Raw genomic sequence first — 16,764 nt, forward strand, 5'->3', positions numbered from 1 at the left:
GGTCACTCCCGTTTCGCGACGGTCACGGCGGCGGGCCGGAGCTGCCGTTCGCCGTCGCCATAGCCCGGGCGCAGCACCTCGATGACCGTGCCCGGTGCGGCGTCGGGATCCTGCACCACTCCGACCACCTCGTGCCGGGCCGGGTCGAAGGCGATGCCGGTCTCCGCGTGCCGCGGGTAGCCGAGCAGTTCCAGCACGTTCACCGCCTGGTCGCGCACCGCCCGGACCCCTTCCACGATCGGGCCCGGATCGATCCCGGCGTGGGTCAGGGCGAGCTCGAGGTTGTCGAGGACGGGCAGGAAGGCGGCCGCGGTACGGGATCGCTCGACCGTCCGCTCGCGCTCCAGTTCCCTGGCGTGACGTTTGCGCAGGTTGTCGAGGTCGGCGAGCGCGCGCCGCCACCGGTCCTCCAGTTCCTGGAGCTCGGCCGTGTACTCGTCCTCGACAGGCGCGGGGCCGGCGGCGTCGGGTCCCGGTTCGTCGCGCCCCGCTTCCTGCCGGGGCGGCGGGCCCGGTTGCGGCAGATCTCCGCGTGGAGGGTGTACACCGCCCGCCGGGGCCGGTTCGACCGGATCAGAAGCGGCCCGGTCGGATTCCTGAGGGTGACTGGGCATGACGCACCTCAGTCCTTGTCGAACTCGGCGTCGATGACATCATCGTCACCGCCACCACCGCTCGTCGGACCACTGGTGGCGGGGCCCTGACCGGGCCCATCCGCGGCGGCGGCGCCCTGATGGGCCGCCAGCGCCGCGAGCACCTGGTGAAGTTCGGACGTCAGGGGCCGCACGCGCTCGACGCCCGCTTCTTCCTTGACGGCCTGCCGGGCGTCGGACACCAGCGTCTCCGCGCGTGCCTTCTCGTGCGCGGGCGCTGCCTCGCCCAGTTCGGCGAGGCGCTTCTCGATCTGGTAGGCGACGGCGTCGAGCTCGTTGCGGGCGTCGACCGCCTCGCGGAGCGCCTGGTCCTGGCCCTGATTGCGTTCGGCTTCCTGGACCATGCGTTCGACCTCACCGCGGTCCAGGTTGGAGCTTTCGCTGATGGTGATGCCCTGTTCCTTGCCGGTGTCCTTGTCTCGCGCGGTGACGTTGAGGATGCCGTTGGCGTCGATGTCGAAGATGACCTCGATCTGCGGTTCGCCGCGCGGCGCCGGCCGGATGTCCGTGAGCTGGAACCGGCCGAGCACCCGGTTGTCGGCGGCTCGTTCCCGCTCGCCCTGGAGGACCACCACATCGACGGCCGGCTGGTTGTCCTCGGCTGTGGAGAAGGTCTCGCTGCGGCGCACCGGGATCGTGGTGTTCCGTTCGATGATCTTCGTCATCACTCCACCACGCGTCTCAACGCCCAGTGACAGAGGTGTGACGTCGAGCAGCAGGACGTCCTTGACCTCACCCTTGAGCACCCCGGCCTGGATGGCGGCGCCCAGGGCGACGACCTCGTCGGGGTTGACACTCATGTTGGGTTCCTTGCCCCCTGTCAGCCTCCGCACCAGGGCCTGGACAGCGGGAATGCGGGTGGAGCCGCCGACGAGTATGACCTCGTCGATGTCACTCTCGCCCACCTTCGCGTCGGCCATGGCCTGCTGGACCGGCCCCAGGCAGCGTTCCACCAGGTCGCCGGTGATCTGCTCGAACGTAGACCGCATGATCGAGTCGGTGAGGTGCTTGGGGCCCGAGGCGTCGGCGGTGATGAACGGCAGGCTGACCTGCGTCTGCGTCACCGAACTGAGCTCGGTTTTGGCCTTCTCCGCCGCCTCGAACAATCGTTGTAGAGCCTGTGGGTCCTTGCGCAGGTCGATGCCGTTCTCCTTCTGAAAGTCGTCCGCGAGGTGATCCACCAGACGACGGTCGAAGTCGTCGCCGCCCAGATGGCTGTCACCGGCGGTGGAGCGCACCTCGACCACGCCGTCGCCGACGTCGAGGATGCTCACGTCGAAGGTGCCGCCGCCGAGGTCGAAGACGAGCACCGTCTCGTGCTGCTTCTTGTCCACGCCGTACGCGAGAGCGGCCGCGGTCGGCTCGTTGATGATCCGCAGCACCTCCAGGCCGGCGATCCGTCCGGCATCCTTGGTGGCGGTGCGCTGAGCGTCGTTGAAGTAGGCGGGCACCGTGATGACCGCCTCCGTGACTCGTTCCCCCAGCTGCTTGGAGGCGTCGTCGGCCAGTTTGCGCAGCACCTGCGCGCTGATCTCCTCGGGCGCGTACAGCTTGTCGCGCACCTTGAAGCGGGCCGCCCCGCCGTCGCCCTCGACGACGTCGTACGTCACCGCCTTGGCTTCATCGGAGATCTCGTCAAAGTGCCGTCCGACGAACCGCTTGGCCGAGTAGATGGTGCCCTTGGGATTGAGAATCGCCTGGCGGCGGGCCATCTGGCCTACCAGACGCTCGCCGGTGTCGGTGAAGGCGACCACTGATGGTGTGGTCCGGTTGCCCTCGCTGTTGGGCACGACCGTCGGCTCTCCGCCCTCCCACACGGCGATCACCGAGTTCGTGGTGCCCAGATCGATACCCACTGCCTTAGCCATGAGGAGCTCCTCCCGGTGCGGCGGCATGTGCCGGCTGTGCGAATCACGTTCGTTTCGATTTGGATGGCCCCCACTGATCCACCGGGGTTCTGCGGCGCGCCGATCAGGATGGGAGCCGCGTTGGCGGGCACCTCGTCATCGACGGCCCCGTACCGTCCCCGCCACCCCGGCCAGAGCAATACGAGGCCCCGGTGACGGCGCCGACGACAGGCGTGCAGCAGGTTGCCCGCCCCGGCGCCCTGAGAGCGCTGCTCAGGTCAGCCCGTACACCCCGAGGGCCACGGGTTGTGCCCTTCCTCCGCCGGTGGGCGCGAAGGTTGCGAACACCCTCAGGATGGCGAGCCGAGTGGCTCCCCGCTTGCACCTGCCGGGTCGGAAATGCGCGGGCTCAGTGGGCCTACACGTACAAGAGACAGGGAGCTATGTTTTCTCGCTTCAGGCAGCCCATGAGGGGATACTTGGTGTAACCCTTGCCTCCCGCTATAGAGGCTCGGGAGAACGGAGATCCCATGGCCGGCAGCAGGGCGCACAACCTGTATCGCTGCTGCTCCGACCGGGAGGGCACCCCTTCGTGGGGCAGTTCCGTGCGGCCCCCGGCGGGCACGATGGCAGGTCCGAGCCCGCCCACGCTCACTCCACCTGCGGGCGACCACGCCCAAGCGGTGATAGCACTGTCCAGCGCCCTGTTCGATACGCGGGACGAAGATGAAATCCTGCGCCTGGCCATGGAGCACATAGCCGCCGCGGGGCCCTACAGTGCCGAGGCCGGATACCTCAAAGTGGACGGCCGCCTGGTCCCCAGTCCCGCAAACGAGCAGATACACGCCGTGGCACTGGACCGGAAGGTGGAAGAGCTGGGCGGGCGGGACGGCCCGGTGAATGTCCCCGGCAGGCACTGGGGCCGCGCGCTGGGATTGCGCAGGCTGGAGAGACTCCACGGCTACCTCATCGTGACGTCGGCCTCGCGGCCCACTGATGCCGAGCGCTCACTGCTCGCCACGCTGGTCCGGCACGCCGCTGTTGCTCTGTCAGTCGCCGGCGCACAGCGCCGCCACCTCGGAGACGCGACGGAGCTGCACCAACTGAGAGAGACCCGTACGGCCCTGCAGAAACAGCTGATCTCCACAGTGGCTGAGCTGGGGTATCAAAGGGCCGTTCAAGTGTTCATGGCCGATGTCGCTGCCGCAGGGGGCGGCGAGAAAGCCATCACCCGCGCACTGCACACGCTTACCGGCCTCCCCACACTCATTGAGGACCGCTTCGGCCGACTGAGGTCCTGGACCGGCCCCAGCCGTCCCGATCCCTATCCTGAACCAGACCCCATACGCCAGGAGGAAATGCTGCACGCCGTCGCCCGGGAGGTCGGCCCCGTGAGGATAAAGGACCGGCTGATCACCTTGGTCCGGCCGCACGGCGAAGTCCTGGGCGTGCTTGCACTGATCGATACTCGAGACGTGGCCGACGAGTACACGGTGCTCGCGCTGGAACACGCCACTACGTCGCTCTCCCTGGAAATGGCACACCTGCACCATCTGGCCGAGGTGGAGCTGAGGCTCCACCGTGAGCTCGTCGACGACCTTCTGGCAGGCACGGACGAGGCGAGCGCCTACGCCCGATCCGAAGCAGTCGGTCATGACCTGCACCGCACTCCCTACATCGTCGTGGTGCAGTGGTTGAACCGGGCGGCCGACGATTCTCTCACCCAGACCGTGAGCCGGGCGGCTGCCGCCGTAGGCATCCGCTCGCTCTTGACTCGACGTTCCGACCACGTGGTCCTGATCGCCGACGACAGGCCGAACGCCCGGGCCCTATACGAAGCAATCGCCCGGGAGACCGGAACACGGTCCGGAGGCATCGGGGTGAGCGCACCCAGCGACTGCCCGGACGACATTCCGCACCGCTACCGGGAGGCGCAGCGCGCCTTGGAGGTACGCCTCCACTCCTGCGAGCCCTACGGCGCAACGTATTTTGACGAGCTAGGCCTCTACCGCATCCTGGGACCCGGCAACGACTACCGGGAGTTGGAGACGTTCGTCAACGAGTGGCTCCAGCAACTCATCGACTACGACTCCCGGCACCAGACGGCCATGGTGGAGACCTTGTCCCGGTACTTCGACTGCGGTGGGAACTACGACGAGACCGCAGATTCCCTCGCGATCCACCGCAGCACCCTGCGCTATCGGCTCCAGCGCATCCGCGACATCACCGGCAGCGACCTCGCAAATGTAGAGGACCGGCTCAATCTCCAGGTGGCGACCCGAGTGTGGAAGATCGTGCTGCGCGGACACGGCTGACGCCGCACTGGATATCTCTGGCGCGCGAAGGGCGAGAGCCGGGCGAGTACGGGGCCGAGCCCGCGACGTCCTGGGCATCGGGGCTGAGGGCTCCCGACCTCCGAGGCCGGAGCAAGGCGCACCCACCGCAGCCCGGTGGGCTTGTTGGACTGGTCCGGACTCGAATGCTTGCTCGTGCCCACCCCTACTGTTTGCCCCGAGCCCCGTCACGCCAGTTGGCTTGCTTGCGTGCGTCGGAGCAGAACCGAGGCATGCGCCCCGGCTGCCGTGCTCGGCTCCAGCCCAGCCCCCATCGGGCGCACTCAACCCGCTGTACGGCCAGGCCCTTCCGGCTGCACTGAGCGTGCTCGCCGGCGTGCCACACGGCGCCTTCCCCCGTGCCGGCAGGGGAACACTGTCGGGCGTACGCGCCATGCGCAGCAGGTCCCGGATCACTTCGGCCTTGTCCCGGCGGATCCTGGTGTGGATCACGACAGGTGGTCGTGATGGAGGCGCGGCCACGCCTGAATACCCCATCAGGCGCACCGGGTTGGGGCATGCTGGGGTGCGCTCACGCGCTCTACTTCGCTGGCAGGAGGCCGGTCGGTGTTACGCATTCACTTCACGACGGAAGACCTCGCCCGCATACGAGTGGCCGCAACGATCGGCGTGGCAGCGGAGGTCTACTACAGCCTGGAACTCCTGAGAGATGACCGGGAGCTTCCACACTTCCGCACGTGGCGGTCGGGGGTCGCAGGCCGGATGGGAGCCGACACGCGCCCCCTGACGTCCCTGGTTCCGATGCGAGGTCCCGGGCTTGATCTGCTGGCCCTGATGGGCGATGTGCCGTCTCTGGACCACGCCGTGGACAACCTGCTGCACGCCCCGGTGTCCCGGCTACGGCGCGAGTTCGAAGGTCTCCACTTCCACCCCGGACAACTGCCATGGGCCAAGCGGGTGTCCGAGGGCGACCGTGACGCGCGGCGGGAACTCGCCGGGGCCGTGCGCGCCTGCCATCGGCTGACCGTAGAGCCTTACTGGCATCAAGGGCGGTCCGAACTGGTCGCGCTGTCCACCCGTTTCGCGAACCTGGAGCTGGAGGGAGGAATCGATCTGCTGCTGCGATCGATCTGCGCACCACTGGTCCGCTGGCGCCCGCCGGTGCTCGAAGCTCCCTACCCGCGCCGAGTCGAGGTACATCTCCGGGGAAGGGGGCTGATCATCACGCCCACGATCTTCTCGAAGCACCCGGTGAGCTTTCTGTGGGACCCGCTCGATACCGCCCAGCCACCCCGACTGACCGTGCCGGCTCTCCGTCGGCCGCTGACCGGCACCGGCCCGGCAGAAGCGGACGGCTCAGCCGTGCGGAACCTGGAGTCTCTGCTAGGCCGCACGCGAGCTGCCGCCCTGCATGTGACAGCAGAGGGCTGCACGACGAGCGAGTTGGCCCGGCGCCTCAACGTCACGGCCGCAGCGGCCAGTCAGCACGCGACCGTGCTACGGAACACGGACCTCATCACCACCAGCCGCCGAGGCGGGTCCGTGCTGCACCTCATCACTCCCCTCGGGCTGTCCCTGTTGCAGACCGGTGGCCTCACCGAACCGTGAGGCCCCGCGGCACGGCGTCGGACCGGTGAACGCGGTGCAGCCCGGCGCGGGTGCCACCGGACACTCGTGCCGAGGTACATGAAGCGGTGCGCCCGCCGTCCCGTCCCGCTTTAAGCCGTGACTTAAGAGATAGGCCGCAGGTGGTCGACCCGCCCAGTATGTGAAGCCGCAACGGGCCCATCCCATTCTGGAGATCGTATGAAGACTCATCTCGCTGCCGCCGTCGGTTCCGTCGTGCTGACCGCGGGCACCTTGTTGGGTGCTCCCGCCGCCGGCGCGCAGACAGCCGCCTACCCGACCACCGCTTTCGACGTTACATACGGGGCCAGTTACGCCCGCGGCACCCTGACTTGGTCCAACCGGTCGGTCGGGGCCGATGGAACACTTCGTGCCGTCGGCTGCCGACGGGCGTGGGTCGGCACGTACACCGCCTCTGCAAACTGGCTCGACGCCAGGAGCACCAGCACTCAGTGCGACGTGACGTATCCGATCAAGACCACAGTCCCTGCGGATGTACCCGGCGGGGCCGCGTTTGTCATCGTCTGTGTCGACGATGCGAACGCGAACCCACTCAAGTGCGTGCAGTACAACCGGCCCTGACCCGTCCGTCCGGTCGGACGACATCGTGTCGAGGCTGGAGGCCGAGGCGGTGGCCGGCGCCCACACCTGGATCTCCGAGAGCAGCGCCCCGCATGGGTCCGAAGAGCGGTTCGAGGACGGCTGGTTCGCCGGTGCCCGCGATGTCGCCGGCTTCCTGTTGCGCATCGCCGACACCGCCGCACACGCTCAGCGCGGGCGGCGCCATCTCAAGTGCCCTGCTGCGCGCTCACCTTCAACAACAGGCCTCCCCTGTAGGCGCGGGAGGCTGAGCGAACGGCGGCGTGCGAACTCGATGACCTGGAAGAGGGCGGTCCGAACCGGGGTTCCGGGGCGGTGCCGCTGCAGCGGAAGGGCCGGGTGCGGTGTGTGCGGACCAGCCAGGGCTGAGAAGTGAGTGCGGGGGCAGCGAAGGCCTGCCGCTGCACCGCGGGGGCTCCACGTACTGCCGGGACTCGCGCCTTGCGGGTTTACGTGACTCTCAGCGCCTATAGCGCACGCCAGCACGGACTCCATGTCACTTCCCCGCCTTGACATCCTTCTTGTCCCTCGCTGTCTTCACCGCCTTCTTTGCCTGACCAGGCGGAAGGGGAGACGCCGCGGCCTTTTCATCGTCGTGGGCTGCTGTGCCAGGCGGCCCCGCAGGGCCTGGCGTTGTGCGCGCCGACGTCACCTCTTCTGTCTCACTGTCTGACGCCTGGGCCGGCCCACGAGGGGCAGCATGGTCGCTTCGACCGGGGGCGACATCACTGCGCTGACCCTCGTCGTTGCGGCCAACAGGGCTTTTCTCCGCCGCACCTGTCTCCTCCCTCTTGTGCGCTGCGTCGGGGACGCTGGTGGTCGGGGCACCGCTCGGATCGTTGCGCTGGGTTGCGGAGTTGCCGGAGATCGCGAGGGTGGTGGCCGTGATCGCGAAGAGGGTGATGCCGACGCCGACGGCCATCGGGCGGCGCCGCGCGGACGTCGCGCGCGCAGCCGTGGTGCGGGCGGGCGTCCGCTCCTTGCCCTGAAGCGGGGTGCGGTGCGTGCTCTCATCCGCTCTCGCAGAGAGTTCAAGCTCCAGCCCGGTACTCAGGGCGTGGAGGGAAGGGCTGGCGGCAGTTCGAGCCTCTTCGATGGTCTTCGCCAATGCGCAGGCGCAGTCGGGGGCTGTGGGCCGCTCGTTCTCGTCCAGGGCTGTCATGGCCCGCAACACATCGGCCAGCTGCGGGGGCAGGCCCTCGGGCACGATTGGCTTACGGTGCAGCCGGGCGATCGCAGCTTCCAAGGGAAGGCCGTCGTACTCGAGCCGACCGGTGAGGCATTCGAGGAGTACCAGGCCCAGGGCGTAGACGTCAGCGGGCCGGCCCACGGGCTGTCCGAGGACTTGCTCGGGGGAAAGGTAGGCGGCGGTGCCGATGAGCGTACCGGTGGCGGTTCGCGTGGTGGTGTCGAGCAGCCGGGAGATGCCGAAGTCGGTCAGGTAGGGCCGCTGATTCGCATCGAGGAGGATGTTGGACGGTTTGACGTCCCGGTGGACGATGTTCGCTTCGTGTGCGTGTGTCAGCGCATGTGCCAGGTCTGCACCCAGGACGGCAGCCTCCGTGAAAGACAGGGGGCCCCTGGCGATCCGGTGTTTCAGCGTGGTGCCCTCGATCAGCTGCATGACCAGGAAGGCGCGATCTTGGTGCTGTCCGGCGTCGTAGGCGGTGACAAGGCCCGGGTGGTGCAGTCGCGCCAGGACGACACCCTCCCCGTGGGAGCTCGCCCCGCCGTCGAAGCCGGTGTCGGGCCGGAAGACCTTGATCGCCACAGACCGCTTCAGCCGCAGATCGAAGCCTCGGTAGACGTCCGCGGCGCCACCCGACCCGAGGAGACCGTCCAGACGGTAACGGCCGCTGAGTACGTCAGCCGAGCACCGGGACGCCACGGCCCGAGCCGAGTCACGAAGGCCCATTTCCCTCTCCCACTGCATCGCGGACACAACCCCGGCGAGCCCTGTCCGACGCGCCACCGCGGGCAAGTACCCCCCAGAAGCGGGAGTACCCGTCAGTCCCGTGCAGAAGGACGGGGCGTGACCGGACACGGTCCGCCCGTCATCCGCTCACCGCGAAAGGTCCCCATCTACACACCGTGCGGCGGCCAGTGCATCTCTACCGGACGGACCGGCTGCACGGGGGTAGTCCCACCGGCGCCGCCCTTCGGCGTCTCGAAGTCTTCGGCCGACCGATCATCGAGCTCCTCGATCTCGATGTCGTGGCCCATGAACTTCGGCCACCCATATCTGCGGGGAGTCGCGGCCCGAGGCGTAGTAGAACGGTCGCTGCGCAAGCTCCAGGTCCGGCACAGCGTGGGATGCGCGGCCTCGCACACCGGTGACACCGGCAGCCGCTGGAAGTGGATCTCCGCTTTCAGGGTGGACGGGTGCTTGGCTCGGTCTCCAGGTGGGTGAAGCGCGCCCGCGATCCTCACATCCAGCACTGGGGCATCATGCCCGCCCGCGTCCAGGACGGCCGGCACGAAGAGCTTCAGCAGATCGAGGGTGTCTCCACGGTTGGTGACTGTCAGGTCACGGCTGCTCATTGCAGGCGGAGCCGGTGCCACGCAAGTAGACCGCGTCATTCCGGAGAAATGCGAAACTCGAATTGGGGACGGTCCCACTGCACGGCTGGCGGGTTCGCGAGCGCGGTCCCGGTGCGCACTGCACCAACGCGGTGGTAGAAGCCCTCGGCGGGAGGATGCGAAACAACCAGGACACGGTCGAGCCCAGCGGCACGGGCCTCAGACCGCATGTGCGCGATGAGCAGCCTTCCAATACCCCGCCCTTGCGCGTCGTCGGCGACGAACAGCAGGTCCAGTTCCGGCGGCGCGAGGACGAGAGAGTAGAACCCGAGGACCCGGCCTCCCTGCTCGTCGACGTCAACGGCCACAAAGACACGGTGGGCCTCGATGTAATCAGGACCGACCCGGTAGCCCGCAGTAGCGGCTGCGTACCTTCCCCGGTAGGCGCCTGAGCCACGCACGAGCCGCGTGAGCCGCTTGGCATCCCGCGCGACGGCCCTCCGAATGGTGATCGGCTGGCTCATCGGGAAAGTACGTGACCTCATCAGGAGAGTATTTCGCACCGGGCCATAGGTTCGTGCGAGGGGGCGACTGCTCGGGCAGGCGTTCCTGAAGGCCCCCGGGAGTTTGACGCCCTCGTACCGGGCGCGAGCATCTGCACCGGTTCGGTGCCCGCAAGTGGTCACGGAGAAGAGATACTCGTGCATAGTTGCGTCCCCTCGTTGATGCAGGTGTACGTCACGAGTCGGGGTGCGCGCGAGCCGATGCCCTGGCTCGCGAACCCGCAGCTCGTAACCGGCGGCGAGCAGCACGCCGAGGTAGGCCTCTACACCTCGCGGACGCCCGCGATCCCGCCGGCCCGATCCCAGGGAACCTCGAAGCAACCAGCGTCTTCATCCCTCTGTCTCAGCTCATGAGCACCGTTTCCGCGAAAGGGCCGGGTGGCTTTGTCGCTGAGAGCCGACCGAGCATGAAGGTGACTTCGACAGCACTTCGTGATCGGTTGGCGGAGGAATGTCGGCCAGTTTTGGCAGCACCAATGCGCCGACCGGTCTGCTCGCCTGGTGCGATGATCACCCTCGTGTCTTCGCTGCCCGCCATGGAGTGAGAGGACGAAGAGACGTGGATGTGTATGAAGCCGTGGACAGCCGCAGGGCTGTGCGGGCGTTCAGCGATGAGCCGGTACCCAAAGAGGTACTCGCACGAGTGCTCGCCGCAGCGACGCGGGCTCCGTCGAGCGGGAACCTCCAACCGTGGCATGTGTATGTCGTGACCGGCGAGCCCTTGGCCGAACTGAAGAGACGCGCGACGGCCAGGGCACTGGCGGGAGACCCGGGTGATGAGCGGGAGTACCCGATGTACCCGGCCGAACTGACCTCGCTGTATCTGGACCGCTTTTCCGCCGCGGCCGCCCAGCGATACAAAGCGCTGGGAATCAAGCGCGACGACCCCGACAGGCCCACGAAGATTGCCGCCTTGAACTCGGAGGCGTTCGGGGCGCCGGTCGTACTGTTCTGCTACCTCGACCAGACGATGGGGCCCGGACAGTGGGGAGACGCCGGGATGTACTTGCAGACGGTCATGCTGTTACTGAGGGCGGAAGGGCTGCACAGCTGCCCCCAGGTGATGTGGACGATGTTTCGCGAGACCGTCAGCCAGATAGTCGGAGCCGACGACAAGCTCGCACTGTTCTGCGGTGTCGCGGTGGGATTCGAGAAGGAAGGCGTGCCACGGCTGCGTACCGGGCGGGCGGACATGGCAGAAACAGTGAGCTTCATCGGAGCGTGACCCGCTGACCGATGGTCCTCACAACAGACGGGTCGTCAGCCCGTGTCACTCCGCTCATCGCGGGCTCGGGTTTGGGCGAGACGGAAGGAGTCGGTGCCGGTCTCGATGATGTTCCCGCCGAAGCTGAGACGGTCGACGATGGCATTGCCTAATCCATGAACGCGGCGAGACACAGTGGCCCCGCTCCGAGCGTCCGAAATCAGCGTCATATCGGCACTCCCCTCGAACCTCGGGCACCATTGCAGGCTCTCTCCTCGACTCAGGCCTCCCGGTCGACGACGACCTGAACGGCTCGGAGCGCCAGGCGAGGCAGGAGGGAGCTCACTCCCTGGCGTCATCAGCACAGAGACCCCGACCCAGCGCGATCATCGAAGACCGTCGCACTCCCCGCCTGAGTGAGGGGAAGACGACCGGCTCCGACGTGACCGACGCACGCCAAGTCCCTCGACGCGAATCAGCGCGTCGAGGGACTGAGAGACGCTCCGACTCGGCTTCCGCCCGAGAGACGCCTTCGCTCCGTTGTCCACCCGCGAGCAGGCTCCCCTAGCGCCCGGACACGTTGGTTGTCGCGGACCGGACCGGCTTGGGCCTTGCCACGGCGGTCGAGGCGGCCGAGTCGGTAAGACCAGGGCCCTCGGGGGACGGGGTCCGGGGCATCTGCAAATTGGCCACCTGGCTGGTGATCCGCCCCATGCTCTCGTCCGATGAGGACGCCGGACTCGGCGTCCTGCGGGGCGAGTTGCCGGCGGAGGTCGAACGCTCGACCGTGTAGGGGAGGTGGGCGGGCCTGTTCAGACCGTCCATACCCAGCTCGGCTGCCTTGCTGACGCCGATGTTGCTGGCTTGGACGAGGGTGATCTTCTCGCCTCTGAGGTTCGTCAGGTCGGCCGGGTCCTGGGTCGGGTCGGTACGCCAAGCCCCCTGGTTGTCCTTGCCGAGGCTCAGCTGCGGCAGAACCCGGACGTTGTCGACCTGGAACGCACGCATCGTAATGTCGTTCCAGGTCGTCGGATCGACCTGCAGCATCGGCATGTCCGTATGCGTAGCGCCCGGTGGGGTGGTGGGGGTGCCGAACGTGGCATGGATCCCATCGGCGAGGGCGCTGATGTTCATGCGGCCGATGATGTCCGCGCGCCTGCCGTCCTGGGTGTTGTACTTGGCACCCAGGTCGTTGTCGGCGGCGAGATTGACGGTATCGGGCTTGAAACGCTTGTCCGTGTCCTTCGGGTTGAAGGTCACGTTGCCCCGCATGGCCTCGTCACGAGTCATCGTGGCGAGATAGCCGATATGCATCGTTGCGGCCATCTTGGCCGCCTCCTGCCCGCGGGTGCCTTCCCTCGTGTAGATGGCGAAGGTGTCGAGGTGCGGCATCATCTGCGGCTCGATGTCCGCGTCACTGTGCTGTTCGGTCATCGCCTGAAAGCTGGAATTCAGGACGTGACGCATATTGGCGTCCTGACCGTGCGAGAGGTCGACGACCTTGAGCTCCGCGGTCGAGAAGTCGAAGGGTGCCACGGCCTGCGCCGTGAAGTGAGTGTCGTTCTGGACGGCATCCCACTCCGCGCGCGACATGTGGTGGTGTGACAGGTCCACGCTGAGACCGGTCTCGTTCGCACGGAGGAGATATGTCGACAGGTCCTTCGCCGCGATGTATCCGGAGTTGCTCATCTCCATCCTGAAGATGTCATCAACGGTCTGGTGGTTGTACTTCGGCTCGAGGACGGCGGCGAGCTGTCGCGTGTCCTCGCGGATGTGGCGAACGTTGACGCCGTGCTGCTGCGCCTCGGCTCGGTACCCCTCCATCAGCTCTTCCATGCGCCTCTGCCCGGTCTCCCCCGGACGACGGCGAGGCAGAACCACCAGCTGCTTTTCCGAGTTCGGGTAACGCTCGCTAAGCGTCTTCAACCCTGCCTTGGCGTTGTCGCTCAGTTCTTCTCCGAACCAGATCATCTGGAGCCTCTCCGGCTCCTTGGCCGGATCACGGTCGGGCATGTGACTTCCTCCCTGCGCCGATGACCCCGTGCCATCGGCTGTCACCAACAACGGACCGACCACCTGAAGGGTTCAGCACGTTGAACCGACAACGCCGATGATCCGTCGTATGCGTGACGAATGATCACCGACCAGACGGAGTACGGAAATGACGACCCTCGAGCCGAAGTCGGCGGAGGATCAGGAGCAAAAGCCAGCCTTCATCCTTTACATGGACGGCTCCGAGTACGACGAAGGACTGCACCGGCTGACGCTGTGGGTACGACACCTCCTGCTCCCCGTGTACGGCAGGGAAGTCACGTCAGGCGCGGCATGGTGCTCCAGCTGGTGGAAGCACCCAGAAGCGATCGCCCAGTTCTACGGCTTGTGGATGGCCTGGCAGGAGCTGACGGGCCCCGAGTCCGGCGCTACGGGGCCGTCCACCTGGCATCGTGACCATCTCACCCACATCGTGGCCTCGCTGCGGGATCCTTCGGGCCCCTTCTCGGGCTGCAAGCCGGGCCGGCACCGCGCCAAGCAGACACCCGAGATGGACCCGTTCCCGAGCTGAACGGTGCTTCTCCCAGGATCAGGAGGGGGCGCCCGAACGGGCACGGGCCCGCCTGGCCGCCTCTCCCTCCGAACCTGGCGTCCGTGACCGAGCGACCGGCCCCGCACCCAACTGTGCACGTACGGCGTCCAGTCGCTGGAGGTGCCGGGTCTACTCGCCCCACCCGCCGTCTGCGCGTGGTAGCGGCGGACGTTCTCGGACGTCTCGGCCAGGTAGCGCACCCGGCTCGTGGATGCGATCCGCGCCGCGCCGCTGGAGTGGCGCACCGCCCCCTCGGTCCGGGCGATGTGGTGCCGTACGCCCCGGGGCCATGCGAGCGGACCCGAATCCTGACGACCGCCCGGCGGATCCCTACGAGCCTCAGGACATGCTGCCCGGGCACACCTTCCCCGGGGCCGGGGTACGGCCCGTGCGGAGGTAGTGGTCGACCGTCTCCCTGACGCAGCGGTTCTGGGGGTATGTACCGTGGCCCTCCTCCTCGGCCGTCAGCAGGACGCCGACGCCGTCGCCCAGGGCGCGGGCCATGTGGCGGGCGCCGGGGTAGGGGGTGGTCGGGTCGCCGGTGCCGCCGACCACCAGGACGGGGGCCGCGCCGTCTGCGTACACCTGGAGCGTGGCGCGCTCACCGTCGAACGGCCAGTCGTAGCAGAGGTAGACGCCGATGGACCAGGCCGCGCCGAAGACGGGTGAGGCGGCTTTGACGCGGGCCGCGTCCCGGTCGAGGCGTTCGAAGCCGGGGCGCAGGCTGGAGTCCGCGCAGGTTATCGCGGTCTGGGCGGCGCGGCTGTTGTCGCGCGGGGCCGCCGCGCGGTCGGCGGAGCCGATGTCGTCCGCGCCCTTGCTCAGCGGACGGCCGTCGTTGTGGTCGATCAGCGCGGTGAGGGCCTTGGCGAGCGGCGCCCAGCCGTCCGCGCCGTGGACGAGATGGTCGCCGACGGCGTTCGCGAGGTCGTCGGCGTCGAGACTTCTTCCGGCGCCGGCCGGGGCGGGCTTCTTCTCCAGGCGGTCGGCCAGACGCGCCATGCGCCGCGCGGCCTCCTCGGGCCCATCGCCGGTCGGGCAGTGGCGGACACGGGCCGCACAGTGCGCGGCGAACCGGTCGAACGCCGCCTGAACCGCCTTGACCTGGGACACCTGATCCTCGTCGAGGTCCTGGGTCGGATCGACGGACGCTTCGAGGACGACCCGTCCGACGTGCGAGGGGTACAGGTGGGCGTAGACCGCGCCGAGCGCCGTTCCGTACGAGACGCCGAAGTAGTGCAGCCGCTCGTCGCCGAGGAGGTAGCGCATCAGGTCGACGTCACGCGCGGTGTGCGAGGTGCCGATGTACGGGAGGAGCGCCCCGGAGTGCTTGGCGCAGGCGTCGGCCCCGTCGTAGCCGGTGTCGTCCGCGGTCTTCCCACATCGCACGGGGATGGTCGCGCCGACACCCCGGGGGTCGAAGGAGACCAGGTCGTAGCGGTCGAGGAGCGGTTCGTACTGGTTGAGGCGTTCGGGCAGTCCGCTCACGCCGGACACGCCGGGGCCACCGAAGTTGAGGACGAGCGAGCCGATGCGCCGGGCGTTCGGGCCGGTGGCCTTGCGGCGGATCAGAGCGACGTCGATCGTCCTGCCGTCCGGTTTCCGGTAGTCGAGGGGGGCCTTCATGGTGGCGCAGTCGTAGCCCGTGCGCGCGGTGGGCGGCGAGGTGCAGCTGGACCAGTGGAGGTGCTGGCCGGTGGTGAGTGCGGTGGGCAGACCGGCGGGAGGGTTGTTCGCGGTGAACTCCGCACGCGGTTCCACACTCCGGCCGGGAGCGGCGTGCTGGAGCCAGGCGCCGACGGCCCCGATCACGGCGAGGACGACCACGGCGATGATGCGCGCGCCGACCGAGAGGCCCGGTCTGCGGCTTCGTATCGGATGTGCGTCACTCATCGAAATCCCCGCGCTCCCGCCCCTGGACGCCCGCCCCCGTGCCCGCATGCCCGTATCCGTGGCCGTCCGATCCTCGAATGCATGCAGGATACAAGCCGCCTCCGACAGGACGGCCGGACGCCTGGCGTGCGGTGTGCGCGGCGGCTGGCTAGTGACGGCCGGTCAGCCGGTGACCGACGGGGACGCCAAGACGGGGCAGGCCTGCGCAGGACACAGGCGGACCGCATCCGGGCCAGGGACTTGAACGGGCAGATCACTCAGCAGGAACGCCAGACGCGGTGCCTCGTAGCCGGTATCCGCAACGATGAGACTGTCCGGGTCTTCCGGGCGCAACTGCCGCCACGCGATGAGTCGTTCGACCACGTCACGCAGTTGCCGGGCGGTGACAGTGTCGTCGCCGGGTGCCGGACGCCGCAGGCTCAGCCGGTGCTGCTGTGCCAGGCCGCGGCATCCGTCACTGCGCCCCGCAGCCAGAAAAGGCGAAAGGGCCCGGCGGATTGCCGGGCCCTCTCATCTCGTAGCGGGGACAGGATTTGAACCTGCGACCTCTGGGTTATGAGCCCAGCGAGCTACCGAGCTGCTCCACCCCGCGTCGGTGATGCCACTCTACACACCAGCCCGTGCGGGGAGCGACTCGTTTGGCCGCGGATGATGTTCTCGGCCTTGGGCCCCTCCTGGCGGGCGTCCCATCGAACGTGACGCGCTCTCCCTCAACCAGCTCGCAAAAGCCGTTGCCGGAGACGTTGGACTATCGGGCGAGGACGTCGGATCCGCCGCCGTCCCGCATGATCCCGCCGAAGCCTGTTCGGCGTTGAACCACTTCACGCTGCCGTTGGCCCTGCTCCTGCCCTTCGACCCTGCCAGGAATCCCCGTTCCTTGCTTGTGCGAGGCCGTCCCCAACTGGAGGGCGCCCGGGGCCCCTTCGGCGTCCGGCGATCCAGCTTCTGCGCCGCTCGCAGTCGGCTGTGGTGCCTGCGTC

The 16,764-nt window shown here is 68.0% G+C and carries 12 protein-coding genes, 1 tRNA gene and 3 pseudogenes; 5 read left to right on the forward strand and 11 right to left on the reverse strand.

All coding sequences use genetic code 11. The features are described from left to right. Positions 1–2 precede the first annotated feature (2 nt). Both grpE and dnaK read right to left on the reverse strand, forming a co-directional pair. Positions 3–614 (reverse strand): nucleotide exchange factor GrpE, encoded by a 612-nt coding sequence (grpE, locus tag ACIRQH_RS03725; RefSeq protein WP_388882227.1) that lies wholly within the window; start codon positions 612–614, stop codon positions 3–5. A gap of 8 nt (positions 615–622) precedes the next feature. Next, entirely contained in the window at positions 623–2,521 is a 1,899-nt protein-coding gene (dnaK, locus tag ACIRQH_RS03730) for a molecular chaperone DnaK (RefSeq protein ID WP_388882225.1), read from the reverse strand. A gap of 509 nt (positions 2,522–3,030) precedes the next feature. Here dnaK and ACIRQH_RS03735 point away from each other — a divergent pair. The 3 genes from ACIRQH_RS03735 to ACIRQH_RS03745 all read left to right on the forward strand — a co-directional run bounded on the left by ACIRQH_RS03735 (position 3,031) and on the right by ACIRQH_RS03745 (position 7,002). Beyond that, the gene (locus tag ACIRQH_RS03735) at positions 3,031–4,815 is read left to right on the forward strand and encodes a PucR family transcriptional regulator (RefSeq protein ID WP_404224048.1); all 1,785 of its coding nucleotides are present in this window, start codon (positions 3,031–3,033) and stop codon (positions 4,813–4,815) included. A 780-nt stretch (positions 4,816–5,595) separates the two neighbouring features. Continuing rightward, positions 5,596–6,402 carry an ArsR/SmtB family transcription factor gene (locus tag ACIRQH_RS03740; protein ID WP_388882219.1) on the forward strand — a complete coding sequence of 269 codons (807 nt, stop codon included), beginning with the start codon at positions 5,596–5,598 and terminating at the stop codon, positions 6,400–6,402. Between the two features lie 198 nt (positions 6,403–6,600). Continuing rightward, a complete protein-coding gene (locus tag ACIRQH_RS03745; protein WP_404224051.1) occupies positions 6,601–7,002 on the forward strand; it encodes a hypothetical protein in 402 nt (133 codons plus the stop codon). A 514-nt stretch (positions 7,003–7,516) separates the two neighbouring features. Here ACIRQH_RS03745 and ACIRQH_RS03750 read toward each other — a convergent pair. The 3 genes from ACIRQH_RS03750 to ACIRQH_RS03760 form a co-directional block, all read right to left on the reverse strand. Next, complete coding sequence (locus ACIRQH_RS03750; RefSeq protein WP_404224541.1) at positions 7,517–8,953, reverse strand: serine/threonine-protein kinase; 1,437 nt, start codon at positions 8,951–8,953, stop codon at positions 7,517–7,519. A gap of 149 nt (positions 8,954–9,102) precedes the next feature. After that, positions 9,103–9,561 carry a hypothetical protein gene (locus tag ACIRQH_RS03755; protein WP_404224053.1) on the reverse strand — a complete coding sequence of 153 codons (459 nt, stop codon included), beginning with the start codon at positions 9,559–9,561 and terminating at the stop codon, positions 9,103–9,105. A gap of 35 nt (positions 9,562–9,596) precedes the next feature. After that, a complete protein-coding gene (locus ACIRQH_RS03760; protein WP_404224055.1) occupies positions 9,597–10,085 on the reverse strand; it encodes a GNAT family N-acetyltransferase in 489 nt (162 codons plus the stop codon). Between the two features lie 577 nt (positions 10,086–10,662). On the opposite strand from ACIRQH_RS03760, the gene ACIRQH_RS03765 reads away from it, so the two are divergent. Further along, a complete protein-coding gene (locus ACIRQH_RS03765; RefSeq protein ID WP_388879901.1) occupies positions 10,663–11,328 on the forward strand; it encodes a nitroreductase in 666 nt (221 codons plus the stop codon). A 35-nt stretch (positions 11,329–11,363) separates the two neighbouring features. On the opposite strand, the pseudogene ACIRQH_RS03770 reads toward ACIRQH_RS03765, so the two are convergent. Together ACIRQH_RS03770 and ACIRQH_RS03775 are read right to left on the reverse strand one after the other, a co-directional pair. Continuing rightward, positions 11,364–11,471 (reverse strand): annotated as a pseudogene (locus tag ACIRQH_RS03770) (AAA family ATPase); the annotation flags it as partial. A 400-nt stretch (positions 11,472–11,871) separates the two neighbouring features. Further along, on the reverse strand, positions 11,872–13,320 hold the full coding sequence (locus ACIRQH_RS03775; RefSeq protein ID WP_388879904.1) for a hypothetical protein: 1,449 nt from the start codon (positions 13,318–13,320) through the stop codon (positions 11,872–11,874). A 148-nt stretch (positions 13,321–13,468) separates the two neighbouring features. On the opposite strand from ACIRQH_RS03775, the gene ACIRQH_RS03780 reads away from it, so the two are divergent. Continuing rightward, the gene (locus tag ACIRQH_RS03780; RefSeq protein ID WP_358817257.1) at positions 13,469–13,870 is read left to right on the forward strand and encodes a DUF4913 domain-containing protein; all 402 of its coding nucleotides are present in this window, start codon (positions 13,469–13,471) and stop codon (positions 13,868–13,870) included. Between the two features lie 360 nt (positions 13,871–14,230). Here ACIRQH_RS03780 and ACIRQH_RS03785 read toward each other — a convergent pair whose 3' ends face one another. From ACIRQH_RS03785 to ACIRQH_RS03800, 4 genes and pseudogenes are all read right to left on the reverse strand, one after another. Continuing rightward, complete coding sequence (locus ACIRQH_RS03785) at positions 14,231–15,784, reverse strand: alpha/beta hydrolase (protein ID WP_404224058.1); 1,554 nt, start codon at positions 15,782–15,784, stop codon at positions 14,231–14,233. Between the two features lie 179 nt (positions 15,785–15,963). Further along, positions 15,964–16,195, reverse strand: a pseudogene (locus ACIRQH_RS03790) (transposase); the annotation flags it as partial. A gap of 107 nt (positions 16,196–16,302) precedes the next feature. After that, positions 16,303–16,376: transfer RNA gene (locus ACIRQH_RS03795), tRNA-Met, on the reverse strand. Between the two features lie 49 nt (positions 16,377–16,425). Continuing rightward, positions 16,426–16,648, reverse strand: a pseudogene (locus ACIRQH_RS03800) (cold shock domain-containing protein); the annotation flags it as partial. Between the last annotated feature and the right edge of the window lie 116 nt (positions 16,649–16,764).

It is taken from the genome of Streptomyces sp. NPDC102279, assembly GCF_044766365.1.
Lineage (GTDB): Bacteria > Actinomycetota > Actinomycetes > Streptomycetales > Streptomycetaceae > Streptomyces.